28 protein-coding genes and 1 pseudogene are annotated in these 23,847 nt (G+C 42.2%); 6 read left to right on the forward strand and 23 right to left on the reverse strand.

The window, feature by feature from the left end:
- Positions 1–268: 268 nt before the first annotated feature.
- The 5 genes from Q7V21_RS15905 (at position 269) to modC (ending at position 4,061) form a co-directional block, all read left to right on the forward strand.
- Positions 269–652 carry a hemerythrin domain-containing protein gene (locus Q7V21_RS15905; protein WP_304918213.1) on the forward strand — a complete coding sequence of 128 codons (384 nt, stop codon included), beginning with the start codon at positions 269–271 and terminating at the stop codon, positions 650–652.
- Between the two features lie 275 nt (positions 653–927).
- Positions 928–1,146 carry a Nif11-like leader peptide family natural product precursor gene (locus tag Q7V21_RS15910; protein ID WP_304918214.1) on the forward strand — a complete coding sequence of 73 codons (219 nt, stop codon included), beginning with the start codon at positions 928–930 and terminating at the stop codon, positions 1,144–1,146.
- 372 nt (positions 1,147–1,518) lie between these two features.
- Positions 1,519–2,277, forward strand: a complete 759-nt coding sequence (gene modA / locus Q7V21_RS15915) for a molybdate ABC transporter substrate-binding protein (protein WP_304918215.1) — start codon at positions 1,519–1,521, stop codon at positions 2,275–2,277.
- Positions 2,278–2,307: 30 nt separating this feature from the next.
- Positions 2,308–2,982, forward strand: a complete 675-nt coding sequence (gene modB / locus Q7V21_RS15920; protein ID WP_304918216.1) for a molybdate ABC transporter permease subunit — start codon at positions 2,308–2,310, stop codon at positions 2,980–2,982.
- Positions 2,982–4,061, forward strand: a complete 1,080-nt coding sequence (gene modC, locus Q7V21_RS15925; RefSeq protein ID WP_304918217.1) for a molybdenum ABC transporter ATP-binding protein — start codon at positions 2,982–2,984, stop codon at positions 4,059–4,061. The genes modB and modC overlap by 1 nt, the downstream gene beginning before the upstream one ends.
- A 27-nt stretch (positions 4,062–4,088) precedes the next feature.
- On the opposite strand, the gene Q7V21_RS15930 is transcribed toward modC, so the two are convergent.
- The 21 genes from Q7V21_RS15930 to nifH all read right to left on the reverse strand — a co-directional run bounded on the left by Q7V21_RS15930 (position 4,089) and on the right by nifH (position 19,978).
- Positions 4,089–5,363 carry a (Fe-S)-binding protein gene (locus tag Q7V21_RS15930; RefSeq protein WP_304918218.1) on the reverse strand — a complete coding sequence of 425 codons (1,275 nt, stop codon included), beginning with the start codon at positions 5,361–5,363 and terminating at the stop codon, positions 4,089–4,091.
- Positions 5,363–5,788 carry a hypothetical protein gene (locus Q7V21_RS15935; protein WP_304918219.1) on the reverse strand — a complete coding sequence of 142 codons (426 nt, stop codon included), beginning with the start codon at positions 5,786–5,788 and terminating at the stop codon, positions 5,363–5,365. The genes Q7V21_RS15930 and Q7V21_RS15935 overlap by 1 nt, the downstream gene beginning before the upstream one ends.
- The gene (locus Q7V21_RS15940; RefSeq protein ID WP_304918220.1) at positions 5,785–6,750 is read right to left on the reverse strand and encodes a DUF364 domain-containing protein; all 966 of its coding nucleotides are present in this window, start codon (positions 6,748–6,750) and stop codon (positions 5,785–5,787) included. The genes Q7V21_RS15935 and Q7V21_RS15940 overlap by 4 nt, the downstream gene beginning before the upstream one ends.
- A 12-nt stretch (positions 6,751–6,762) precedes the next feature.
- Positions 6,763–7,149 (reverse strand): hypothetical protein, encoded by a 387-nt coding sequence (locus tag Q7V21_RS15945; protein WP_304918221.1) that lies wholly within the window; start codon positions 7,147–7,149, stop codon positions 6,763–6,765.
- A 1-nt stretch (position 7,150) separates the two neighbouring features.
- Complete coding sequence (locus Q7V21_RS15950; protein WP_304918222.1) at positions 7,151–7,651, reverse strand: hypothetical protein; 501 nt, start codon at positions 7,649–7,651, stop codon at positions 7,151–7,153.
- A gap of 4 nt (positions 7,652–7,655) precedes the next feature.
- On the reverse strand, positions 7,656–7,979 hold the full coding sequence (locus Q7V21_RS15955; RefSeq protein WP_304918223.1) for a ferredoxin: 324 nt from the start codon (positions 7,977–7,979) through the stop codon (positions 7,656–7,658).
- Between the two features lie 10 nt (positions 7,980–7,989).
- A complete protein-coding gene (gene fdxB, locus Q7V21_RS15960) occupies positions 7,990–8,295 on the reverse strand; it encodes a ferredoxin III, nif-specific (protein ID WP_304918224.1) in 306 nt (101 codons plus the stop codon).
- Positions 8,295–8,510, reverse strand: coding sequence for a CCE_0567 family metalloprotein (locus Q7V21_RS15965; RefSeq protein WP_304918225.1), 216 nt, complete (start codon positions 8,508–8,510; stop codon positions 8,295–8,297). Before Q7V21_RS15965 ends, fdxB begins: the two co-directional genes overlap by 1 nt.
- Positions 8,511–8,572: 62 nt before the next feature.
- Positions 8,573–9,046 (reverse strand): NifX-associated nitrogen fixation protein, encoded by a 474-nt coding sequence (locus Q7V21_RS15970; protein ID WP_304918226.1) that lies wholly within the window; start codon positions 9,044–9,046, stop codon positions 8,573–8,575.
- Positions 9,047–9,097: 51 nt separating this feature from the next.
- A complete protein-coding gene (gene nifX, locus Q7V21_RS15975; RefSeq protein WP_304918227.1) occupies positions 9,098–9,529 on the reverse strand; it encodes a nitrogen fixation protein NifX in 432 nt (143 codons plus the stop codon).
- Positions 9,530–9,573: 44 nt separating this feature from the next.
- Positions 9,574–10,962, reverse strand: a complete 1,389-nt coding sequence (nifN, locus tag Q7V21_RS15980; RefSeq protein WP_304918228.1) for a nitrogenase iron-molybdenum cofactor biosynthesis protein NifN — start codon at positions 10,960–10,962, stop codon at positions 9,574–9,576.
- A 1-nt stretch (position 10,963) separates the two neighbouring features.
- On the reverse strand, positions 10,964–12,355 hold the full coding sequence (gene nifE / locus Q7V21_RS15985; protein ID WP_304918229.1) for a nitrogenase iron-molybdenum cofactor biosynthesis protein NifE: 1,392 nt from the start codon (positions 12,353–12,355) through the stop codon (positions 10,964–10,966).
- 274 nt (positions 12,356–12,629) lie between these two features.
- On the reverse strand, positions 12,630–13,586 hold the full coding sequence (locus tag Q7V21_RS15990) for a hypothetical protein (RefSeq protein ID WP_304918230.1): 957 nt from the start codon (positions 13,584–13,586) through the stop codon (positions 12,630–12,632).
- Entirely contained in the window at positions 13,579–14,319 is a 741-nt protein-coding gene (locus Q7V21_RS15995) for a 4Fe4S-binding leucine-rich repeat protein (RefSeq protein WP_304918231.1), read from the reverse strand. Before Q7V21_RS15995 ends, Q7V21_RS15990 begins: the two co-directional genes overlap by 8 nt.
- A 10-nt stretch (positions 14,320–14,329) precedes the next feature.
- The gene (locus Q7V21_RS16000; RefSeq protein WP_304918232.1) at positions 14,330–14,596 is read right to left on the reverse strand and encodes a DUF6129 family protein; all 267 of its coding nucleotides are present in this window, start codon (positions 14,594–14,596) and stop codon (positions 14,330–14,332) included.
- Entirely contained in the window at positions 14,593–15,312 is a 720-nt protein-coding gene (locus tag Q7V21_RS16005) for a NifB/NifX family molybdenum-iron cluster-binding protein (RefSeq protein ID WP_304918233.1), read from the reverse strand. The genes Q7V21_RS16000 and Q7V21_RS16005 overlap by 4 nt, the downstream gene beginning before the upstream one ends.
- Before the next feature lie 4 nt (positions 15,313–15,316).
- Entirely contained in the window at positions 15,317–15,517 is a 201-nt protein-coding gene (locus Q7V21_RS16010) for a 4Fe-4S binding protein (RefSeq protein ID WP_304918234.1), read from the reverse strand.
- A gap of 19 nt (positions 15,518–15,536) precedes the next feature.
- Positions 15,537–15,749 (reverse strand): putative nitrogen fixation protein NifT, encoded by a 213-nt coding sequence (gene nifT, locus Q7V21_RS16015; protein ID WP_304918235.1) that lies wholly within the window; start codon positions 15,747–15,749, stop codon positions 15,537–15,539.
- Between the two features lie 67 nt (positions 15,750–15,816).
- The gene (nifK, locus tag Q7V21_RS16020) at positions 15,817–17,388 is read right to left on the reverse strand and encodes a nitrogenase molybdenum-iron protein subunit beta (RefSeq protein WP_304918236.1); all 1,572 of its coding nucleotides are present in this window, start codon (positions 17,386–17,388) and stop codon (positions 15,817–15,819) included.
- 131 nt (positions 17,389–17,519) lie between these two features.
- The gene (gene nifD / locus Q7V21_RS16025) at positions 17,520–19,004 is read right to left on the reverse strand and encodes a nitrogenase molybdenum-iron protein alpha chain (RefSeq protein ID WP_304918237.1); all 1,485 of its coding nucleotides are present in this window, start codon (positions 19,002–19,004) and stop codon (positions 17,520–17,522) included.
- 101 nt (positions 19,005–19,105) lie between these two features.
- Positions 19,106–19,978: a nitrogenase iron protein gene (nifH, locus tag Q7V21_RS16030; protein WP_304918238.1), complete on the reverse strand. Its 873-nt coding sequence runs from the start codon at positions 19,976–19,978 to the stop codon at positions 19,106–19,108.
- Between the two features lie 343 nt (positions 19,979–20,321).
- Here nifH and Q7V21_RS16035 point away from each other — a divergent pair, with 343 nt between their 5' ends.
- On the forward strand, positions 20,322–21,167 hold the full coding sequence (locus Q7V21_RS16035; protein WP_304918239.1) for an SIR2 family protein: 846 nt from the start codon (positions 20,322–20,324) through the stop codon (positions 21,165–21,167).
- A gap of 71 nt (positions 21,168–21,238) precedes the next feature.
- On the opposite strand, the pseudogene Q7V21_RS16040 reads toward Q7V21_RS16035, so the two are convergent.
- Both Q7V21_RS16040 and Q7V21_RS16045 read right to left on the reverse strand, forming a co-directional pair.
- Positions 21,239–21,949 (reverse strand): annotated as a pseudogene (locus tag Q7V21_RS16040) (cbb3-type cytochrome c oxidase subunit I); the annotation flags it as partial.
- Between the two features lie 65 nt (positions 21,950–22,014).
- The gene (locus tag Q7V21_RS16045; protein WP_304918240.1) at positions 22,015–23,844 is read right to left on the reverse strand and encodes a diguanylate cyclase; all 1,830 of its coding nucleotides are present in this window, start codon (positions 23,842–23,844) and stop codon (positions 22,015–22,017) included.
- Positions 23,845–23,847: the final 3 nt, after the last annotated feature.

Genomic DNA, 23,847 nt, shown 5'->3' on the forward strand with positions numbered 1-23,847 from the left:
ACTTAAAAACACTTATTTATCAAATAATTAAGATCACATCGATGGCATTGCCAGTATAAAGTGAACCTCGTATTACAGCTGTAGCAAGTTGATTTTGTAGCAAACACGACAATCTTAAAAAGATCATTTGCTAGGTTAACGACAAACTGACAGAGCAACTTCGTTTATCGCCGAGTAAATTGCACCCATAGCTCACTCTTCCGACTAGCATACGTCTGGCATAGAGCCTGCTTACTATGGATTAGTATTTACATGGTGGAATATCAATATGAGATTAATTGAGCAATCAACTGTATTTAATCTGTCCTACCCCGAACTAGACGATGACCATGCTCAATTTGTAGAGTTTATTAATCGACTTAATCAGGCTGGTAACACTGAATTTAAAGCGTTGTTTGTAGACTTAATGGTACATACACAAACACATTTTGATCGTGAAAACCTATTAATGGATAACACGCATTTTCCCGCACGCACCGAACATAATGCTGAACATCAAAGAATCCTTAACGAATTTAAGCAATTTCATCGACGGGTTGACAAAGGACTGATTCAATTTGGTCGTTCATTTGTGACGGAAAGCCTGCCGGCTTGGTTTGATCTGCATGTTAAGACAATGGACAGCGCCCTGGTTGCTCATATCAAAAGGTAACAAGGTCTTATTTACGACTGAGAAACGAAAGACCAGCTTTTTGTAAGCTTACTTCTAAAATGTTTCATTCCTTACACAATTTCTTGTGTCTATCACCATCATATTTATGGCTTACCCATATTTTCATATCACCATGATCTGAATATTTTATTTAATTATCAATTTGTTAAAAACCTTAAAAGGCATTCAGCATCATATTGCAATTGAACTGGTTCGGAATTTGCTTTTCGGGCTAAGTGAAAAGTTTATATCACGTTATAACAGAGGAAATTTACATGTCAGTTGCCGTTATTAAAGAATTTTCGGAAAAAGCAAAAGCAGATCCTGTATTGGCTGAACAGTTAAAAGCATGTCAAAAAATGAAGGAGCTTTTTGCTGTAGCAAAAGAACATGGCTTTGAACTTCATGAAGATTCACTGTATCCACCAAATGAACCACAATTTACCGAAGATCAACTTTCAGAAAGATTAGTAAAAGCCTTATTACGCGTATAGTTTCTGCCATCAAGATATTAAGACTCAGTTATATCCCATTGTGGTTAAACTGAGTCTTAATATGGGCAGAAGCTTTTCACTGCAGTTTGACCTCTGATACTAAGCCGATTTACAACGAGCAATCCTATTTTCCAAGCTATTAGTCAGCATTACCAGTGAACGTGCCGCAGCTGTGGTAGCTGCCAATATTGTCTCGCCGTTTATGAATTGTAATGTTTACGACAATTCAATATCAACAAATCCTATTGTTTTTCAACCACTTGAATCACGGCACTGAACTTGCTTAGACGCTTTTACAACCTTGTCTAGCGTTCAGCAGTGTTGTCATCCTCAACCTGTTAACCATAGGCATTATTTAGAGAATAAAAAATAATGACTACATTAAAAAAAACCTGGTTTGCACTTGTTCTGCTTATACAACTCTTCACTGGGGTTTCTTATGCCGACATTGTGAATGTTGCCATCGCAACAAACTTTACTGCCCCAATGAAAGAAATTGCTATTGAATTTGAAAAAGACACCGGTTACAAAACGTTGTTGTCTTTTGCTTCGTCAGGAAAGCTATTTGCACAAATTAACAACGGGGCTCCATTTGACGTCTTTCTCTCTGCAGATACTCACAAACCGGAACAACTTGAACTAGGTGGTCTTAGCGTAACCGGGTCACGGTTTACTTATGCTATAGGGGCATTGGTTTTATGGTCGCCAATCAGCGGTATTGTCGATAAAAATGGTGATGTTTTATTTAAAAATCAATTTCGGCATATTGCGATAGCTAATCCTAAAGTGGCGCCTTATGGCGCTGCAGCACAACAAGTCATGGAAAAACTTGGTGTCTGGACCGAGCAGCAAAGCAAATTGGTTCAAGGTGAGAATATTGCTCAAACCTATCAATTTGTTGCATCAGGTAATGCACAAATTGGCTTTGTAGCACTCACTCAGGTTATGGCTAATGGCAAAATAACTACAGGCTCGGGTTGGATTGTTCCAGCGTCGATGCATTCCCCGATCAAACAAGATGCAGTGTTACTCAATTTTGGTAAAAACAACCCCGTTGCTTTGGAGTTTCTTGATTACATGAAGTCAGACAAAGCGAAAACGATTATCCAATCATACGGGTATAGCTTGTAGCTAAATAGACGATGAAACACGGGAGTCATCATGCTGAATGAGGCTGATTGGGTAGCGATACAACTGACAATAAAGCTTGCCACTATTGTCACAATACTATTGCTGTTAATCAGCACACCTATTGCCTGGTGGCTGGCACATACCCGATGTCGTCTAAAAGTGGTGATTGAATCACTGGTTGCACTACCGCTTGTATTACCACCCTCTGTTCTCGGCTTTTATCTATTAATTGCTATGGGAACACATGGACCTGTCGGTCAATTTACCGAGGCTATTGGCCTTGGAACCCTGGCATTTAGCTTTTCCGGATTGGTTATTGCGTCAGTATTTTATTCCCTACCGTTTGTTGTTCAGCCTATTCATATCGCGTTTGAAAATATTGGCAGATCATACTATGAGGCCGCTGCAATGCTTAGAGCGGGTCCTATCGATCGTTTTTTTAGTATTGCAGTCCCAATGGCCTTGCCAGGTTTTTTAACGGCGGCAGTATTAGGCTTTGCACATACTGTTGGTGAGTTTGGAGTGGTTCTGATGATAGGCGGCAATATTCCTGGAGTAACACGTGTCGTTTCGGTTCAGATCTACGATTATGTCGAAGCAATTGAATATGGCGAAGCGCATAATTTAGCTATGATAATGCTGATGTTTTCTTTTGTGACTTTGTTATTGCTTTATACCTTTAACCCAAATAAACGCAAAACCTGATGTCAGTGTCCTCAGGTATCAACGCTAATTTCAAACTCGATTATTCCGAATTTTCTCTTAATGTAAATGTCATGCTCCCTGCTCATGGCGTTACCGCAATATATGGCCCTTCTGGTTCGGGTAAATCCACACTACTCCGATGTATTGCCGGATTAGAAAAACCGCAGGGACAGTTGATTGTTAATGGTGAGGTTTGGCAGGATGACAAGTTTTTTTTAGCCCCTCACAAACGCCCTATTGGCTATGTATTTCAAGATGCCACCTTATTTCCACATTTAACGGTAATGGCTAATCTCAATTATGGTTTCAAACGTCAAACACTGAATCACAATGGCTTCTCAATGAATCATATCATTGACTTATTAGGCATATCGCTGCTGTTAAACCGGAAGCCTGACACGCTATCAGGCGGGGAAAAACAACGCGTTTCTATCGCCAGAGCCCTAGCCGTTAATCCTAAATTATTACTTATGGATGAACCATTATCGGCTCTGGATATGGCTCGTAAACGTGAAATTCTACCGTTTCTGGAAACGCTACATAATGAACTCGAAATGCCGGTGATATATGTGACTCACTCACACAATGAGGTTTCAAGGCTGGCAGACCATGTCGTTATCATGAATCAAGGCAAGCTAATTTCCAGTGGAGGCCTGAATGAAACTGTGTCACATATTGATTTACCAATTCAGTTAACTGACAAGGCTGGCATCATTGTTGAAACCACCATTACGGAAATTCAACAGCAGTGGCATTTGGCCTTCGCCTCATTTGATGGTGGGGGGATCTGGGTTCGTGATATGAATTTTGTGATAGGCCGGCAAGTACGTTTTCGAATTATGGCAAGTGATATCAGTATCTCGTTGTCACAGGAAACTGACAGTAGTATTTCCAATATGTTACCTGCCAAAGTTGAAGAACTCTGTCCAGGCGAACACCCTGCTATTACCATAGCCAGGCTCAAAGTCGGCGCTAATTTTTTATTGTCCCGTCTGACCAATCGCTCGTTGGATAGTCTGGGTATTAAGGTTGGTGATAAAGTCTGGGCTCAGGTCAAATCAGCGGCGATTATCGAATGAGTTAAGTCCTTATCACCTGAGCACTGGCTAAAGCTGATTTGCGATTAATGTAATCGGGTGGATTATTTGTACCATGCTTGCATTCGACTTAGCTGCCATCAAATGCAGTGCACAGCCAATATTAGTTGTCGCCACATAATCCCCTTGAGCATGAGCAATATGGCGCCATTTCATAGTACGTAAAGCATCGGCACTGTCTGGATGCGTTAACATGTAACTGCCCCCTGCTCCACAACACAGGTGATTATCTGCCAATGTATTGATGGTTATTGATGGAATTTTGGCCAATAGCTGATACACAGCAGCCTGATTTTTCAGTACATTACGATGACTACATGGCTCATGAACCAATACATGTTTGTTTGTCGTGTGGAGTGTCAAAGAGGCTGGCCAGTTTTGTAAAACAAAGTCACTTATTTCAGTGAGCTTTTGATGAAACTCCGTAACATCATCCTGCCCTTCTAATAGAATCTGATAGTCAGTTAACTGGCTTCCACAACCACTTGCACAATAAACAATGGCAGTGACCGTCGATTGAGCAAACTGGTTTACATTTTTTGTCATCATTGCCTTAGCCGTAGCATGTTGACCATTATGCCAATGCATTGCACCACAGCATGTTTGCTGCTCCGGCACGATCACGCTAAAACCAATAGCATTTAACACAGTGATTGCCGCCTCGAGAGTTGTCCGATCAAACCGATCACTAATGCATCCAGCAAATAATGCGACCGTTCCTCTTGACTCACTTACGGGATACTTGGACTTTATTGGCTTGAGCACGGGCTTGACAGTTGCCAGTTGCTCAACCCGCTCAAAACCCAACTTTTTTATAATGCCAATATTTCTGGACAGTTTCTGTAAGCCACTGTTTACATATAGTTTTATAAGTGGCAAAAACACATTAAATACCGCTTTATGTTGAATCAGCCATAAGCCAGTTTTGGCTTTAAATGAAAGTATTTTATTGGCTGATAACTGCTGTTGGGCCTGATCAAATAATAGCGAATAATCCATTTGACTTGGACAAATGGCTTCACATGCCCGACATTGAATACAGTTTTGTAAATGCTCCAACGCTTGGGGGGCGACCACCTTATTTTCTATGACTAATGTATTTAATGTTCTAATTCTTTGACGAGGCCCTTCTTGTTCATCTTGAGTCAATATGTAAGTTGGACATTGACGAAGACATAGGCCACAACGCATACAATCCATAACGTCAGGAACATGAGGGCCAGATGATTGATAAGACAGATCAGCATTATCATCCATAATGAAATCAAACATGCTGTCACTCATTAGCCTTCCATTAACACCGTGTAAGCACGGCGTAATAATTCCATTTCCGTTGGTAAACGTCCCACAAGTTCAGTTAGTCGCAGCAGCTTTGCATTGTTCTGAAGCACAATCTCATTTGGTGGGTCTAATATCTTAAAGCGTGCCAAATAGACTGTGGCAATACCTTTGGCGGTTTCAATTTGCTGATAAAAACCCGGTTCTGGCACGACTAATTCATCATCCAATCCCCAAAGTTCATTGATTTGTTTGATTAATTTGGTGCCGTCTAAATCCATCACTTCAGGTTGAACGTCACCTGCGTCCAGGATTGAACTTAGTTTAGGTAAAGGTGGATAACAAATTCCGCCATCCTCAAACTGACAAAATAATGTCAACGCACTGATATCACCTTTGTAATAAAGCATGATATGGCTGGTAGTATTCATTTTTGTTGTGAGTCCCATAAGGTTTTATAGGCACTGTCCATGCGTGACAGTCGTTGATTGATATCGTTAAGTTGATCATATTGAGGATAGCGTTTGCAGTGACCTTGGCCATACCACTGTTCCATTTCGCTGGTTAATGTTTGTTTGGCTTGATAACTGTCAGAAATTCCGCATTTCAACCAGTCGAGATTGTGTTGTTGTGATAGTTCAACAATGTTGTAGCGCACACCGGTTTCAAAAATACGTACGCCACCACCTTCGCATGCCGTTTGATATAAGGCTTCAGCATCAACTACCTTCACGCCGGCCAGATAATCAATGCCAAATTGATATAGCTCCGGCAACCATGGTGTGGTTGGCCCCATTAATACCGTTGTTGCTGATTGTGCTAACTCTGCCAATCGTGGGAATGTTTTATTAGGAATAGTGCTGGCAGATAAAAACACCCAATCAGCATCAGGAATGATAAATTCACTGGCAGGATCTGGATAATCACCATTGACCGGACTACGTTCCAATACGGTCCAACCATACTGTTCAACATAAGATTCAATGCCGGGATAATGGCCGATTACGACCACTTTTTTGTCTATAGTCTGTGGCAGAAAGTGTTCAAATACATTCAGATTAGCAGCACTGGATTGAACATCCAGAATGATGCCCTTTGGCTGTTTAATAACACTATTGATACCGCAGTTTATTGCTGCCATCCCAACAGTTGCCAGTGAAGGCTGCCAATCATTAACCCAAGCTGCAATGTCTTTAAGTGGGCGTCCAACCAATGTACCCGGCCATTGCAAGGTTCGTGATGCCAAAGCAGATGTCATTGCTAAACCAGAGCTTAGCTTATCGTCATCTCGTGTTTGACAGACTGTCCAGACCTGTCCAAGTGCGATGCGTTGTATTGTCTGGCTACTGCAATAGTCTAATAAACAGTCATAGAGTCGTTTGGGATCATCCATCAGATTCGGACATCACGCTAACGATGGTAACAATTTAGGTTCTGTTTTAATGAGGTCACGATTACCCCATGCACTTATTCCTTCCACAAACCACTGGTTTTTAGTGGGATGTGGCTGAACAATGTCATATTCAGCATAAAACGATCCATCACTGTTAAATTGAATTTGTCCGATGCGTTGCCTGTTTTTGTCATACCAGATACCGGTTAAATTATCGTCTGCAGTATAGGGATCTGTCGTTAAACTGAATGTTGCATGACTAAACACAGGTAGTTCTGTAACGATGCCATCTTTAAACCCAAGCTTATCTATGGCCTCGTTCATGGTTTGACAGACATGATTTCCATAGTCTTTCATGTTGTCGATAGTGTCTGCTAATGAGTCTGTAGTTGTATTCATATTAATCTTCTTCTATCGCTGAGGCGATGGTGATCACAACCGATGCACCGGACTTATCCTCTGGATCAAGTTTTTTGATAATCGCTAATATTATTTGTGCCTGTATAATTTGTTCGCGGCGTAACTTAATAAATGCCAAAGCTTTTAGACAATATAGATAAAACAATCTGGCCTTGTTTTCATACATGTTCCACTGTGCATTTTCCCGAAACAGTTGATGATAATCCGATGGAAAACCATCTTGTGTCGCCGCTTCTTCCATACCAGCTAATACAAAATATTCCGCTTCAAGAAACTGCTTGTGATGAAAATGAAACTTATACAAGGCGTAATAGGTTTGTAAGCAATGTCGATCCAATTGATAGGCCTGTCTGAATAACAGTTCGGCCTTAAGTTTGTTTTGTCTGGTTGCGACGACTCCTGCTTGTAAGAGACTGTTTACTGAATCAGGAATATTGATATCAAACACTACTGCTTCATCAGTAAACGCTACCTGATTCATACTGCTACCAAATCTCCGTTGGAACGAGTAATTTTTCTACCGGTTTATCACCAAGCAGATGTTCCACTATGATTGTTTTCACATCGTCTTTTGTCACCTTTCCATAGAGCACGCCTTCCGGATATACCAGAACACTCGGTCCCAGTTTGCATGGGCCTATACAACCTGTATTGGTTAGGCCGATTCTGTCAAACAGGTTTTGAGATTGAATCTCACTCATGAATTCATTCATAACATCTGCACAGCCATTACTTACACATGATCCGCGAGGATGGCCTTGAGCTCGGTTTTGGGTGCAAATAAACACATGTTTTTCAGGTTTAGGCATGATAGTCCCCCTATGCAGCTTGCTTGTGTTGGTGAGTGAAACAACTTTTTGGACAGACTTTTGAGCAAGCTTCACAGCCTATACAATCATTGCGATTTTTCAGACTCATCACCATCGTGTTGTCATCGTCGTCAAAATCATCATCAAAATCTTCCGAATCGAACGCTTCTGATTTCTCAATTAGATCAAACACATCACGTGGACATACTTTGAAACAACGTCCACAACCTATGCAGGTAGTCTGATCTAAATCCGATACATACGATGGCGTCCACTCGGTGCCGCCATAGGTCACGCCCGTGACTACATTGACCATTATCGATCTCCTGCGCCCGCATTAACTAAAGCTTGATTTGCTTCATCCCAAGCTTTACATGCATCAAATGTTGCCTGAGCAATTGGCATTAACTCTTTATATGCATCCGGCAGGCGATCTTCGATCAAATCATGAAGTTCCATCGCTTGTTCACTGGCTAATCGTTTTGTTTTTTTAACTGTTTTTTCGAGTTTTTTGAGTTCTTCCGGGCTCATGTTCCACCTCTAAATCTGCTACAGCGTTGTTTATATTTTCAACACGCTCTTATGCTTTGCGATCAATCTGTTGCGGCATTGTGATACTTCTCAACCAGCTCCTTGGCTCTCGCAATCAGCTTGTCGCTTTGTTCACACATTTCTTCCAATGTACGGAAACCGAATCGGTGTATGTCACGCAACACTTTATCGACAACAATTAATTTGCCGATCATGATCAAGGCACGACCAAAACCTTCATGAGATATATTGACTAACGACACCGCCATTAAACCTGTTTCTCGTTCAATACTGGCTGCCAGAGCACTGTAATAGGCTTTGACCCGTGCAATGGTGATCTCATCAGGGTCACCAATTATTGGAATAGCTTGTTTACGTTCTTTTGTCAGCACTAAAGGATCAACAATCTTTGCTTTTGACCAGCCGTCATAGGTGCCGTAAGAATCTAAAGCGTTTAACTGTTGGATCATTTGATCAACAAAATACTTATCTAAATATGGATCGTTTTCTGCTACTACTAATTGTGCTGAACCCATGTGACTTCTCCTGATTAATAGTTAATTTTTGCTAAAACAATTGGGCGTTATTTATTCTTGCCAATCATCATTGGCCATTTCTTCAAAACGTCCCATATCGCTTCCGCTTTGTTGTTTTATTGCTCTGGCAAGCCAGCTTGATGGCCCTGAACGTAATTCGTTTCTTAAATCGTCTAATAAGACTTTTATAGAACTGTCATCATTAACTTTGACAGGCTGTATGCCTTTCCCAACTAACTGTTTCACCGCAGAGGCCCCCACCGCCAGGCAATAAACTGCAGCACAGTCTTTTAGTAAATCAAACTTAACGGCCAGCTTGTCTTCGTTACCATCCTGTTCTTGCATGCCAAACTGTGCCGCCTCAATAAATTCTGTTTGTTCGGGGTTCACAGCATAAATAGCAAACGATTTGGCCGAGCCAAAATGCTGATTGACATGTTTCATATCAGTTGTAGCAAAAGCTACTTTTATAGAAATATCCATAAAAATCCTCTGTGGTTCACTGTGAACCACGTACATACGTCTAGTTAATGACATGACGGTGTTTTTTCATGTAATGGTTTCTGGTCATAGACCGAGTGATAAACGGCTATATCTTCATGAGCAAAGTTAATGACTAGATTGGCTATATCAAATAAGGCTTGGCGAGTACCTCGATAACCAATCCACGTTTTTTGATAACCGCCAATTACATCGTATAGTGGAAAACCTGCTCTCAATATAGGTACAGCAAGACGTTCTGCCGTATCAACTGCATGTGAATTACCAATCAACAATTGGGCTTTGTTGTCTTTGGCAATAAACTCTAGATCTTCTAAATCACCAATTTTCACGCTTGAAATTGGCAACTGGCTTAAGCTGTCAGCCATACTTGGGGCAACAGCTGCCACCACTTCTGAACCCATTTCCTGCAGTAAATGCGTAAAGGCATTGAGTTGATCCGGATCGGCTGCAATCGCAACTCGCAGCTGACCTAACATGAAGTGGGTATCTAGCATGGCATCTTGTAACTGCATACGCTGACGTTCAATACGTTCAGGTACCTGATTGCCACTGATAGTTGCGAGTGCAGCAACCAATGCATCATTGGCTGCCAGGCCATAAAGATGATCAAACTGATAACTCGGCACACCGGTTTTATTTGCTAATATTTCACCGGCTTTTTGCAGTGATGCACCAATCACAATACTTGCTTTAGCATCCCCTAATGTTGCCAGTTCAGAAACCGCCGTTCCGCCAATTGTCACTGGTGAAAACTCTTCTTCGGTCAATGAACCATCTAAAGAATTGGCAATATCGGGAATAAATACCGGACGCAGATCAAATTGTTCAATCCATTCTGTCAGTGATTCAATGTCACTGGGCGTCAGCATCGCGCTGCACAGCACATTGACCTGACGTTTTCGATACCCAGGCTTGGTGCCAGCATCCTTAGCATCCGGCACTAAGGTTTTAATGATTTCAGTGATCGTTGCGGCATAACCCGTTTCAACACAGCCACTGAAGTCAGGTGTATTGACGGCCACCACGGCTACATCGGCAAATTGTGGATAAGTGTTTCTAAACACTTTGACACTTCCATGTACATCTGCGCCTTGTGTTTCTGCCAGGCCAGTAGTAAGCACTGTGATTAAAGCTGGATGATTCTTTTCCGCAATTGCCCGCAAACCTTCAACCACATTTTCATCAGCGCCCATAACGGAACTACCTTGATCCATGGCAGTAGACTGCAGAGGGATTGGCTCGCGAAAATGACGAACAAAAAACACTTTTGCAAAGGCAGTACAACCTTGTGAACCATGCAACATAGGCATTGCACGATTAAACCCTAAGGTTGCCAAAGAGCCACCAATAGGTTGACTGGCTTTTAATGGATTAACCGATAAGGCTTTGTTACGTTTGATGATATCGGCCATACTACGCCGCCTTATCTTTATGCCAGGGGGCTTTTGCTCGAACCGCAGGCCAGACGGGGCTTTCTATGGTTAACGCTAATTGGCGTACCAATTCCAACATGCCATCGTAGCCAGCGTAACCAAACTCGCGTTCCTGGTTAATATCTAAAAATGGCACTTTGGCTTTTAAGGCGGTGTACATATTGCGTCCACCAGCAATCAATATGTCGGCTTTATAGTCTTTAACTACCTGCAATAATGCTTTCGGGCTGCCATCTTCTAACATCAATGTGTCTTCACCCATCAATTCACGAATTCTGGCTTTATCTTCTTCGGTAGACTTTTTGGTACCCGTTGCAACAACGACCATACCCAGATCTTGCAAGGCTGAAATAACCGACCAACTCTTAACACCACCAGTAAACAACAGCACTCGTTTACCGTTCAACCGTTGCTTCCAGGGGATCAGTAATTCCCGAATCCGTGTTTCTTCACGTTCAATAAGCGCTTCAGTACGTGCAGTCAAACCCTCATCGTTAATGACTTTAGCAAAATCACGTAATGCTTGGCTGGTATCAGTAATGCCATAGAAACTGCCTTCAAACCAAGGAGTACCAAACGCTTTTTGCAGTTTGCGAGCAACATTGATCATGGCTTTTGAGCACACCATCATGTTGACTTCGGCTTTATGCATGGTTTGCACTTCACGAAAACGTGCATCACCCGACAATGTACACAGCACACGTAGGCCTAATTCATCAAGCAACGGTAATACATGCCAGAATTCACCAGCAATGTTGTATTCACCGACTAAATTGACATCATGGACTGTAATGCCTGGTCGTTGTGTCCCTTCCGGTAAGGGATCGGGATCGCGTGTGCCCATGACATGATTAAACATGGCATCACCAGCAATACGATTACCTAGATTCTTGGTGCCATAAAAGCCAGCAGAATCAATTGGGATAACCGGAGTTCCCCATTTTTCCTGTGCCGCTTTACAGATTGCATTGATGTCATCACCAATCAGCGCTGGCACACAGGTGTTATAGATAAATACGGCAGGAGGATTATAGGTATCAATCGCCTGTTTGATTGAATGAAGCAAGCGTTTTTCAGCACGCCCCATAATGATGTCTTGCTCGGTTAAATCCGTAGTCATACCAATACGGTACAACTGGGATCCTGATGAACGTGTACCACGGTTGTCCCATGAACTACCAGCACAGGCAATAGGCCCATGAACTATATGTGCCACATCTGCAATGGGTAACAAAGCAATTTGAGCACCATCAAATGCACAGCCTCCAGCAGCAGAACCCGGCTTAGGTTTTGCACAACCTGATTTCTCCTTTTTGTTGTGCTCACATGCCGGTTCATCCAGTAATTCGGCAATGTCTTTGCTTGACTTCATAGCACCATACCTAAATTGTTTAATAGAGGTATAGCAACCAGTGTGCCACTTGATAAATTGCTGTTTTTATTGGGGTTTGGCGTATTTTGTTTTGTAGCAAATACGACAATTTAAGCTTTTTCGTGTGACATCAACAATGACAGCAGCTGCAAAAATCTGCGTTGTCTTTGTTTCAATTAACGGTTTATAGCTTTGTATAAGGAGAGATCACCGTCGATCGCTTTAGGGAACCAATAAACGATGCCCTGCTTCTCCAGGTTGATCATAGTGATGGTTAAACGTTATAGGGCATGGCTATCCATGATTTAAGCACCGCTGCATCGCGTTGTGGTAGATACGCAAAATCACCCGAAATATCTTGATAAACCGCTTCGCCATTATGAGCCGATACCAACATCCCTTTCACCATGTAGAAATACCATGCAAAGCTATAACCTGCTTTACGATCAAAGCGTGTCAAAAGACTATGCAGATTATTGCCTTGTTTATCTACGAAATCTTCCAGCTGCGGTAAATTAACGGAGGTTAAATTCACAATATCAGCATTGATGATTTGTTCACCATAACGTCCCGTATGGAAGTAAGGCTGAATGATCCAATAATTGCAGAAATGTGCGGCAGTTGCAGATGTACTATTATTCCAATCATCCAGAAAGCGTTTCACTGGATGTTCGTTGTGGTGTGAATTCAAGGTGCTAATAAACAGTGCCATATCGGTTTTACGTCGGTATTGATAGTGCGAATGTCCGACATTAAATTGTTCGATTAATGCAGGTGTAATTGGATCGATAATATCTTCTAAATCTTCTGGCAACGCATCTTCATTCATCAGAAGCCTGTCGGCAACTTCATGGGTTTTATCAATTTCGATTAAGATAAACTGTTGTGCTGTAAGACCGGTTTCTACAACAAAATACAGGGTGCGTCCTATATGTTTGGTTGCGATATAATCTTGCTCTAAACCATATTCGATCAGGGTTTGAAAATTCTGACCACACTCCAGAAAGCTGCGTTCAACCCATTCGGTTAAATCACCGGCTATACGTTTACCTCTACGGTCAACGACACCTCCGAGTTTATACCATTCATCGCTGGTGCGAGCTAAACGAACTGGATAGTCACGGCAGACTTTCTGTAATTTAATCAGTAACGATGCGTCATCTTTCGTCGCAATCAGATCCTTACATAGATGACTGATCTGTTGTCCTGTTAACTGTAATGCTTCACTCATCTTTTGCTTCCAAACGTTGTTTTGCTAACAGTCTGATATCTTGTTCTTCATCATTTAATACGTGTGTTACCGCAGTTAATGGCACATGTTGAGCGGCGGTATAACGGACTAACCAGTCTTCATCATCAAGAAAACACACGGCTTCTTCATCTGACATTCGCTGGGCAATGATGCGTCTGACTTCGGGAGCTGGGTCGTCTTTCATCAGGCCCAGGCTGACATCTGGTATTTTTTCGGCCACCACTTTTCTGATTTGCAAATCAGGATCGTTAATAAAGCGGAATAAACGCCCAGGCTGCAGTCGCCTGGCAACAGTCAGTCGCACCAGATAGTCTTCATCATTTGCCAGTAGCTCTACATCTTGACTTTCAATGCGATCAGCAACTGTCATTCTGACTTCACGATCAAGATCATAAATAAAGGCTTTCAGTTTATGTGCAGGTAGTCGATAAACAACGGCACGCCGTACTACCTCATCTTCATCATCCATCACTACTTTTAATGCTGATAAAGGCACATAACGCACAGCAATGGCACGTCGTTCCCAAAATTCATCTTGTAAATAAAGCTGTGCGTATTCTGGGTTTATTCTGAAAAAACGATCTATTTGGCGGCCACTCTCAACAGCAACACAGGTATCCCCCGGCATACAGCGACCGGCTAGCAGGGTTTTCGACCTAAACCGACAAAAACTACAATCAGCTATTGATGGAGGTAGTGGGATATCCGCCATAGAGTTTTGCTTAGTCCTGATAAATTTCGGCAACAACAATGCCTGTTGCATTTTCGAAACTATTGGTTAAGCACATGCAATGATCATGACCATCAACCAGGTATAAATTGAAACCATCATGTTCGACCACTGGCTCATTATTCGGGATGTCATCATCATTGCAGTAGGTAAAATGAATGCCTTTATACTGGCTTCGTAAAGACGATATGATGGTTTCATCAAGACCACTGTCTGCAATTGAGCTGACAATTTCTGTTAGTGTTTGCGGTTCAATCATACGGTTACTTTCTCTGTTTTCAGTAAGACTTTTTTTGGCGTCAAGCCCATTATTTTGGCTAACCAGGGTGGCGGTGATGTAACTAATACCTGCTGAAGTTGTGCAATGATGTCGGCTATTTCTGCCTGACCACTTATTTTCATCGGGTGAATGCCTTGCTTAACCACTTTTGCTGCAGCCTGCCCACCGATAGCAATGCCATAAAGCACCTGACAATCTTGAATTAACTCAGCACGATATTGTTGCTTTTGCTCGGCTTTCAGAGTTGGATCCACATCGACTTTTCTAATATCTATCAGGCGTTGTTCCTGGGACGATAGCTGATAAATATAGAACTGCTCACAGGTGCTGAATTGACCATTGATGTTAATACCGTTATCGCTGGCAATGGCTAAGCGAATGGAATATGGGATATCGCCATCCTGGTAGGCTTTAATGGTTGGCAGATGTGAGTGCTGCTCGTCGGCAACATGAATCGAGTGAAGGTAATCGAGTGAGTTTGATAGTATTGCTTGACTGTATTGTTCGCTGGCTGTTTGCTCTAACAAAGATTGGTACTCTGATACAGTCAAAGCATGCAGTTTTGGTGCAGTTAATGGCAGACCCAAAGCTTTAGTCAATCTAGTAACCAGCTGCTTAGGATCAGTATTGGGCAATGCCCTGGCAGCAAGCCCAATACCTAAAGCCAGTTCCCGTGATAAGGTTGACTGGCTCATAACATCAAGCCTCCAAAGGCAAAATGCAATTGTCTATAGGGCATACCCGAACACATTCAGGTGAATCAAAATCATCCTTACATTCGGTGCAAGTTTTAGCATTTATGGCAAAAACAATTGCACCTTCTTTAATGGATACCGTTGGGCAAACTGGTTCACAATCACCACAGGAAATACACTCTTCTTCAACAATATATAAAGCCATTTTAAATCCCCCACTGATATTAAATACGCTTAGCACGTAAGGTAATCGGAATGACAGGCGGTGGACTCATTGGCTCGAAGTAATAACGTGAATCATCGCCTAACACGACTTCCCCCCCCCATTTTTCTTCAGTATCAAATTCAATTGATTCAACCGTTTCTTCGAGATCTTTTTTAGCAACATAAAAAAGTAACTTGCCGTCATCTCTTTTTCTTAACATTACACTAGGCATAACACAGTCCTTAAGTAGGATATCTACCGGACTTAAAAAAAGTCCGGTAGATGATTAGATCTAATAACTAGCGAATTAAATCGTAGTTATAGTCTGTTGTTCCCATACCCATTGTTTCTTTGTCGAGTTGCTCCAGTACGGCATTAACCAAAGTCGTTAATATATAAATAGCACCTTCATAACCTAGCGTAGTCATACGATGTAAGTGATGACGATCAAAGATTGGGAAGCCAATACGGATTAATGGCACCTGGAACTCAGCTCCTTTATGAAACGTGTCACGTTCAATAAATTTGCCGTATGAGTTGCCAATCATAAAATCAGGTTTGTTCGTAAAAACTAATGACCGGAAATGCCATAAATCTTTACCAACGTGTACTTTAGAATCCTGACCGTATGGCGATGCTTGTAACATCGCATCCATTGCTTTCATCCAGCGTTTGTTAGCATGGTTGCACAGAATATCTGTTGGTTCTGCACCTAATTCCAGCAAGAATTTAGTCATACCCATCACATAATCCGCATCACCGTACAGAGCAAACTTTTTGCCATGTAACCATGCATGTGAGTCGGTAATCATATCCACTAAACGTCCGCGTTCAACTTCTAAGGATTTAGGAATTGGTTTACCGGTAAGTTCAGATACCGTCATCAAAAACTCATCAGTCCATTGCAGACCCATTGGGATATTGATGGCTGTTGCAGGCTGATTCATAACGCCTTTAACATACTTTTTCGTTTTATCTAACTGCCACGGTTGCAACAATAATGTATCAATCGCATTTGGTGCATCTTTGATTTCATCCATTGTTGTACCACCGGCATACATACGGAATTCACCGTCGGCTGGTGTATCTAATACTTCAGTTGGATCGCTTAACAAGGTGTAGTCAACGCCCATTTCTTTCATCATGCGATGCATGACTCGGTAGTTGCCCAAATAGGTTTCAAACCCAGGAACAAGATTGATTTTGCCATTTGAACCAACTTCTTTGTCGTCCATATAGTTACGAGTGAAGTAACTTAAAATACCTTCAAACATATTGTCCCAACCGGTTGTATGACTCCCAACAAAACTGGGGGTATGTGCAAATGGAACCGGGTATTCCTGTTCAACATAGCCTTCTTTTTTACTGTTATTGATGAACGCATTCAAATCATCACCGATAACTTCTGCCATACAGGTAGTGGAAACAGCAATCATGTCTGGTTTGTATAATGCTTTAGCATTTTCTAAACCATTCATCATGTTTTTCTGACCACCAAATACCGCAGCATCTTCTGTCATAGAATCAGATACACATGAAACCGGTTCTTTAAAATGACGATTGAAGTAAGTACGGAAATACGCAACACAACCCTGAGAACCATGAACATAAGGCATTGTTTTTTCAAAACCTAATGCACACAACACCGCACCCAGAGGTTGGCATGCTTTAGCAGGGTTAACCGTTAATGCTTCACGGTTGAAGTTAATTTCTTGATATTCAGCAGTGGTTGTCCAATTAAATATCTCATTAATTCTGTCATCAGAATGACGTTCTTCATACGCTGCACGTTTGTTTGCCAAATTTTCCTTATATTCATCATTTCTGAATAAGGGGTAACTTGCTTTAATATTTTCAACATCTTGACTCATGATAAACTCCTCCGCGCCACTAATCTGTGGACGACGTATTAAGAGAAATGGTAGCTAAGCTACTTTCAATTATCTGTGTGGGGTACGGCAACCGCACCCGACTACAGACATTTACCTTTTTTAAAAAAGTATCAGGCACTTGCAGCAACAGCGACATCAGTTGCCACGTCTTGCTTCCAAGGTGCTTTAATACTTTTCCAACATGGATTATTAATAGTCATATCCATATCGCGGGCAAAAATAGCGAAGCCATCGTAACCATGATAAGGGCCTGAATAATCCCAAGAGTGCATCTGACGGAAAGGCACACCCATTTTTTGGAATATGTATTTTTCCTTGATGCCTGAACCGATAAGATCTGGTTGAACTTTTTTAACAAATTCCTCGAATTCATAACCAGTTACATCATCGTAAAGCAGGGTTGCATTACCCATTTCTTTGATAGTGCGATCGTAGTCATCGTTATGACCAAACTCGTAACCGGTACCGACAACTTCCATCCCTAAGTCTTCATAAGCACCGATGACGTGACGAGGACGCAGACCACCAACGTATAACATCACGCGTTTGCCTTGTAGACGAGGTTTGTACTTAGCAATAACCGCGTCGTATTCAGCTTTATATTTTTCAATTACACGTTCTGCACCTTCTTTGATTTTGTCATCAAAATGCGCCGCAATTGCACGTAAGGATTCAGCGATCTTGGTTGGGCCAAAGAAGTTATACTCGATCCAGGGAATGCCATATTTCTCTTCCATATGACGAGAGATATAGTTCATTGAACGATAACAATGAATAAGATTTAATTTAACTTTTGATGTGTTTTCAATTTCAGCAATCGTGCCATCACCAGACCATTGAGCCACAACGTTCAGGCCCATATCTTCTAATAATGTGCGTGAAGCCCACGCATCACCACCGATGTTGTAGTCACCAATAACAGCAACGTCATATGGTGACGTTTCATAGGGTGTTTCTTTTTCAGCAGCAGGATCCAGGACCCAGTCACGTACTGCATCATTCGCAATATGATGACCTAATGATTGAGACACACCACGGAAACCCTCGCAGCGAACAGGAACAATCGTTTTACCGTGTTCTTTTTTCTTCTGTTTCGCTACTGCTTCTATGTCATCCCCAATCAAGCCGATTGGACATTCTGATTGAATAGAGATCCCTTTATTCAATGGAAATAACACTTCGATTTCATCTATCAATTTGGCCAGTTTTTTATCACCGCCAAATACAATGTCTTTTTCCTGAAAATCTGAAGTAAAGTTCATGGTGCCAAAGGTATTTACACCTGTAGTACCAACGTAGTAATTACGACGACCAGCACGTGAATACTGACCACAACCAACAGGGCCATGTGAGATATGAATCATATCTTTGATGGGGCCCCAAACCACACCTTTAGAACCAGCGTATGCACAACCACGAATTGTCATAACTCCGGGTAATGATTTGCGGTTAGAGGTAATACATTTGTTCGATTTTTCCAGGCTTTGATCGTTAACCGCCAAGTGTTTCGCCCGATCTTTTTTGGCTTTTTCAGGATAGACTTCCAGCACTTCCTGAATCAGCGCTTCTGTTTCTTCTTTAGTTAAAGCAGACATAATCATTCTCCTATCGCTGCGGGTAATCCCCCGACATGCTTTTTAAGGATTAGGAGAGTAATTTCTTACCCTCCTAGGTGTAGACTTAAACGAATATCAACTTATTCAGCAGTCGCCGTTTTACCAACAATAGACTCGTCTTCTTCGTCCATTAGGCCAAATTCCATCAATAGATCTTCCAACTCATCCATCGTGATTGGAGTAGGAATGCGTAGATCTGTGTTATTGATGATTTTTGTTGCTAGAGCCCGATATTCATCAGCTTGCTTTGCAGTGCCATCGTATTCAATAACTGTCATACGACGAATTTCAGCACGTTGAACAATGTTGTCACGAGGTACAAAATGAATCATTTGTGTATTCATTTTTGCTGCCAGTTGCATGATCAATTCATCTTCTCGAGCAGTATTACGTGAGTTACAAATCAAACCAGCTAAGCGCACGCTGCCTGATGTCGCATATTTAACGATACCTTTAGCAATGTTGTTTGCTGCATACATCGCCATCATTTCACCTGAACATACGATGTAGATTTCCTGTGCTTTGTTTTCACGAATAGGCATCGCAAAACCACCACATACAACATCACCCAGAACATCATAGAAAACGAAATCCAACTCTTCGTCGTATGCGCCTTCCTCTTCCAAGAAGTTGATTGCAGTGATAACACCACGGCCAGCACAACCAACGCCTGGCTCTGGGCCACCTGACTCGACGCATTTAACATCGCCGTAACCCGCTTTCAATACATCTTCGAGTTCTAGATCTTCAACACTACCTGCTTCAGCAGCTAAACTCATAATCGTTGTTTGCGCTTTTGAGTGTAAGATCAGACGGGTAGAATCAGCTTTAGGATCGCAGCCAACAATCATGACTTTTTTGCCTTGTTCAGCGATAGCTGCGACCAGGTTTTGTGTTGTTGTTGATTTACCGATACCACCTTTACCGTATATTGCACATTGACGTAACGCCATGGTTTTTCTCCTATCTATAAGTGTTTGGAATGAACACGAACAGAGAATTGCAAACGGTGTGCCATATCGAAAATATTTTTTAATATATTGATTTATATATATTTTTACTGAAAATAAAGTATTACAGACCTCGTAACATAACCAACATTTTGTTTGTTGGTTGTAGTCTTACTTACAGTAGGGTTATTATTGAAACAATCTTACAAGCCCTTTATCAACAACCTGTTTTTACCATCCAATTCAATCACTTAATAACCGCTCTATAACGCATGGCTTACGCTAATTACTATATGGAGTAGTTTTTGCTTTCACTTCTAAAATGATTCTATTTCGGAGATAAGCAATGACTGACCATGTGATAAATGAAATTCTGTCCGGCCTGTTTGATAACCGTGTTGTGCCGTACTTAGGGCCAGGTGTTTTGTATGATGCAGTAAATGTTCAAACAGGCCAGCCAATGCCTGCTGATAGTAATAGCCTTATATACGCCATGAATGATGGTCACCCCATGGCACCTAAGCTTATGTATGAGTTTCCACGGGCAGCAATGAATAAAGAGTTAAAAAAAGGCCGTAACTTTTTAAGCCAGTTTTTTACCAAAACCTATGCAGAAACCGAATGGACACGTGCCGCGTTACATGATTGGTTAGTGGAGTGGAAACCAAAATATGTAATTGATATCAATCGTGATACTCAACTACAACAAAGTTATAGTGATGAAGAACATACTTTAATTTGTGGTGTGGCTCGTATTACGGAAACGCAATTTCGTTTTCGCATTTATCACTATGATTGTGATACCTATCATGAGATAACACAGGATGAAGTTTCCCTTGACCTCCCTATTCTGTTTAAACCTATGGGTACGCCACTCCCTGATGCGAATTATGTTGCCTCAGATGCTGACTATGTTGATTACATCACCGAATTAATGGGTGGCTTTGCCATTCCTGATTTTCTAAAAAACTATCGTAAAGATAAACAATATCTGTTGCTGGGAATGCCACTGAATCGCGATTCAGAGCGTATGGTTATGAGTGATATAACCTATGATTCTCAAGAGCACCGTGGCTGGGTATTAAACAAAAATCCGACGGCCAAAGAATTACGTTATTGTGAGAAGAAAGGTCTGGAAATTATTGATATGGATGTGTCTGAGTTTTTAAATCAACTACAAGTTGTCGCATAAACAATCCCCCTTTACCCCATTAAAATAAAACAGCAGTTAGTCACCAAGTGATTAACTGCTGAATTCTCACCTTAGGTTTGTTGTGGCAAAGCAACCGATTCAGCGCCGGCTTTTGAAGTCCCCTGGCGAATGGTTCGAACCACATTAAAGAGCATTAGCACGGCACCACAAAAGAAGATGAAACCGCCAAGTGCACGCATCACGTAATAAGGATGCATTTGAGCTACTGACTCAACGAAGGTGTAAGAGAGATTCCCATAATCATCATAGGCTCTCCACATCAACCCTTGCATGATGCCGGCGATCCACATGGCGGTGATATATAAGGCAGTTCCCACTGTTGCAAACCAGAAATGCACGTTAACGAGCTTTGTTGAAAACATTTGCGTGTTCCACATGCGTTCTGTCATGTGATAAATGGCGCCTATTGAAATCATCGCGACCCAACCTAATGCACCTGAATGCACATGGCCGATAGTCCAATCAGTGTAATGCGATAAAGCATTTACCGTTTTTGAAGACATCACCGGGCCTTCGAAGGTGGACATTGCATAAAAGGCTAAAGAGACAATCAGAAAACGTAAGATATAGTCAGTACGCAGCTTGTTCCAGGCCCCACTTAAGGTGAACATCCCATTAAGTGCCCCGCCCCATGAAGGAATTATCATGGCCAGCGAAATAGCCGCACCTAATGAACCGGTCCAGTCAGGTAGTGCGGTGTATTGCAAATGATGCGCGCCGAGCCAGACATAGCCAAACACTAACGCCCAAAGAGGCAGTAGCCATCAAACCAGATAACATCTTTATCAAGAGTAACAATGAATATTTGGCCATTCTCATGCCCGGTTCAGGAATGGGCGGTGTCAGCCAACCGCACTTCAACACGATTACGCCCACGCTGTTTCGCTTGGTAGAGCGCTTCATCCACCCTTTTGGTCAGTGAATCAATATTATCTTCAGGCACAAGTTGTGTTAGACCAAAACTTGCCGTAAGCTGGCCTACCTTATCAAACGTGCACAGCTCTATAGCCTGTCGCAGCCCCTCAGCCACTTTCATTGCTGAATCAAGATCTGTCTGGAGCAACAACACCATAAACTCCTCGCCCCCCCAGCGCCCAGCAACATCAGTAGATCGCATATTTTTATTTACCACCCGGACAACGGTTTGCAATACATCATCGCCCACATTATGGCCAAAGGTATCATTCACCCATTTGAAGTGATCCAGATCATACATAATTATAGAAAATGGCATGCCATACCTTCTCACACGCTCAATTTCATTTTCCACTATCCCGGTGAATTCTCTTCGATTCAAGATACCAGTGAGGCTGTCGAAAGTGGCAAAACAGCGTATCTGTTCCTCGGCCTGCTTTCTCTCGGTTATATCACGGAGAACGCCAAAAACAGTAGATTGACCATTGTTATTACTGACGGTTGGGTTGGTTTCAAAATCAATATACGAACCTGATTTTGTCAAAACTCGTACTTCAACCGAGGCCACTGACTCTCCTAATAACAGCCTTTCAAAATTATCTTGTATGAGTGGCCGCTCATCCGGATGAACAATAGGAAGGAACGGTTTACCAATCCACTCTTCGGGCAACCACCCGGTGATTCGTTCGAAAGAGAAGTTAAGAGAAGAGATGAGTCCATCTTGTGTGAGGGTAAAGATAATATCTTCCACAGTTTCAAAAATAGTCCGATAGCGGGCTTCACTCGCTAGCAGCTCCATCTCTACTTTTTTGCGGTCAGTGATATCCTTGACGATACTGAAGGCCAGCTTTTTACCCATGTACTCAGCCCCATTGATACTGACTTCAACATCAATGAGTGTTCCATCCTTGCTACGCAATTTTGTTTCATAATGAGCACCGGATTCTTTAACTGTCCAAGGTCTTTCGATAATGTCTTCCTTGCTCAATTGACAGTCCCACTCCCACACTTTCATTGTGTAGGCTTGTTCCATGGTACAACCCAGCATCTCCATAAAACGCTTGTTCATTCTGTATACGCTGCCGTCCTGCTCAAGAATCACAATGCCGTCTATTGACTGCTCGAAAAGAATATTCCACAGCGTGACTTCATCCCGCAGCAGTACTTCAATCCTTTGATTTTTCCCCAGGCTTTCCAGATGTTCAATAGCCGCGCCAACCAGGTCAGCCAGCAACGTCGCGGTGCTGATTTCATCCTCATAAAATGTCCGTGGTCCCCCCACATGTTCGTGACACAACACACCGACCAGTTTGCTTCCGGCATGTATCGGGGCATCCAGCATTGATCCGATGTTTTGAGGTTTCAAATAGGATTCTGCAAATTCACAGGTGCGAGGATCAGTCATCGCGTCAGAAGCATGGATGACTTCTTCGGTTTCCATTGCCCTGAAGTAGGCTGGATACTGCTTAGCGCTTAATTTTGCTCCGCCTGTATGGCTATTAGGGGTTGCCTCGTAAAGCTCAGCACACAAAACAGTGTGCTGTTGATGGTTATAACGCCAAATACTGACACGTTCAATATCAAGTGCACGTGAGGCGGTTTCAGTGATATCACGGAGTGCACAGTTGAGATCTGTTTGATAATGACGCAGTTCACGAGCAACAAGATACAGTGCCTGATGTTGCCGCTGGAGGCGGACAAGCTTATCGTGATCAACTGGTTGGAGCGGTGTTTCGTCCATTCT

This window comes from Methylophaga sp., from assembly GCF_030651745.1.

Bases quoted from the DNA above. Each gene is read 5' to 3' on its own strand.
- Q7V21_RS15905 (WP_304918213.1), top strand. From the start codon at position 269: ATGAGATTAATTGAGCAATCAACTGTATTTAATCTGTCCTACCCCGAA.
- Q7V21_RS15910 (WP_304918214.1), top strand. From the start codon at position 928: ATGTCAGTTGCCGTTATTAAAGAATTTTCGGAAAAAGCAAAAGCAGAT.
- modA (WP_304918215.1), top strand. From the start codon at position 1,519: ATGACTACATTAAAAAAAACCTGGTTTGCACTTGTTCTGCTTATACAA.
- modB (WP_304918216.1), top strand. From the start codon at position 2,308: ATGCTGAATGAGGCTGATTGGGTAGCGATACAACTGACAATAAAGCTT.
- modC (WP_304918217.1), top strand. From the start codon at position 2,982: ATGTCAGTGTCCTCAGGTATCAACGCTAATTTCAAACTCGATTATTCC.
- Q7V21_RS15930 (WP_304918218.1), bottom strand. From the start codon at position 5,363: ATGAGTGACAGCATGTTTGATTTCATTATGGATGATAATGCTGATCTG.
- Q7V21_RS15935 (WP_304918219.1), bottom strand. From the start codon at position 5,788: ATGAATACTACCAGCCATATCATGCTTTATTACAAAGGTGATATCAGT.
- Q7V21_RS15940 (WP_304918220.1), bottom strand. From the start codon at position 6,750: ATGGATGATCCCAAACGACTCTATGACTGTTTATTAGACTATTGCAGT.
- Q7V21_RS15945 (WP_304918221.1), bottom strand. From the start codon at position 7,149: ATGAATACAACTACAGACTCATTAGCAGACACTATCGACAACATGAAA.
- Q7V21_RS15950 (WP_304918222.1), bottom strand. From the start codon at position 7,651: ATGAATCAGGTAGCGTTTACTGATGAAGCAGTAGTGTTTGATATCAAT.
- Q7V21_RS15955 (WP_304918223.1), bottom strand. From the start codon at position 7,979: ATGCCTAAACCTGAAAAACATGTGTTTATTTGCACCCAAAACCGAGCT.
- fdxB (WP_304918224.1), bottom strand. From the start codon at position 8,295: ATGGTCAATGTAGTCACGGGCGTGACCTATGGCGGCACCGAGTGGACG.
- Q7V21_RS15965 (WP_304918225.1), bottom strand. From the start codon at position 8,510: ATGAGCCCGGAAGAACTCAAAAAACTCGAAAAAACAGTTAAAAAAACA.
- Q7V21_RS15970 (WP_304918226.1), bottom strand. From the start codon at position 9,046: ATGGGTTCAGCACAATTAGTAGTAGCAGAAAACGATCCATATTTAGAT.
- nifX (WP_304918227.1), bottom strand. From the start codon at position 9,529: ATGGATATTTCTATAAAAGTAGCTTTTGCTACAACTGATATGAAACAT.
- nifN (WP_304918228.1), bottom strand. From the start codon at position 10,962: ATGGCCGATATCATCAAACGTAACAAAGCCTTATCGGTTAATCCATTA.
- nifE (WP_304918229.1), bottom strand. From the start codon at position 12,355: ATGAAGTCAAGCAAAGACATTGCCGAATTACTGGATGAACCGGCATGT.
- Q7V21_RS15990 (WP_304918230.1), bottom strand. From the start codon at position 13,586: ATGAGTGAAGCATTACAGTTAACAGGACAACAGATCAGTCATCTATGT.
- Q7V21_RS15995 (WP_304918231.1), bottom strand. From the start codon at position 14,319: ATGGCGGATATCCCACTACCTCCATCAATAGCTGATTGTAGTTTTTGT.
- Q7V21_RS16000 (WP_304918232.1), bottom strand. From the start codon at position 14,596: ATGATTGAACCGCAAACACTAACAGAAATTGTCAGCTCAATTGCAGAC.
- Q7V21_RS16005 (WP_304918233.1), bottom strand. From the start codon at position 15,312: ATGAGCCAGTCAACCTTATCACGGGAACTGGCTTTAGGTATTGGGCTT.
- Q7V21_RS16010 (WP_304918234.1), bottom strand. From the start codon at position 15,517: ATGGCTTTATATATTGTTGAAGAAGAGTGTATTTCCTGTGGTGATTGT.
- nifT (WP_304918235.1), bottom strand. From the start codon at position 15,749: ATGCCTAGTGTAATGTTAAGAAAAAGAGATGACGGCAAGTTACTTTTT.
- nifK (WP_304918236.1), bottom strand. From the start codon at position 17,388: ATGAGTCAAGATGTTGAAAATATTAAAGCAAGTTACCCCTTATTCAGA.
- nifD (WP_304918237.1), bottom strand. From the start codon at position 19,004: ATGTCTGCTTTAACTAAAGAAGAAACAGAAGCGCTGATTCAGGAAGTG.
- nifH (WP_304918238.1), bottom strand. From the start codon at position 19,978: ATGGCGTTACGTCAATGTGCAATATACGGTAAAGGTGGTATCGGTAAA.
- Q7V21_RS16035 (WP_304918239.1), top strand. From the start codon at position 20,322: ATGACTGACCATGTGATAAATGAAATTCTGTCCGGCCTGTTTGATAAC.
- Q7V21_RS16045 (WP_304918240.1), bottom strand. From the start codon at position 23,844: ATGGACGAAACACCGCTCCAACCAGTTGATCACGATAAGCTTGTCCGC.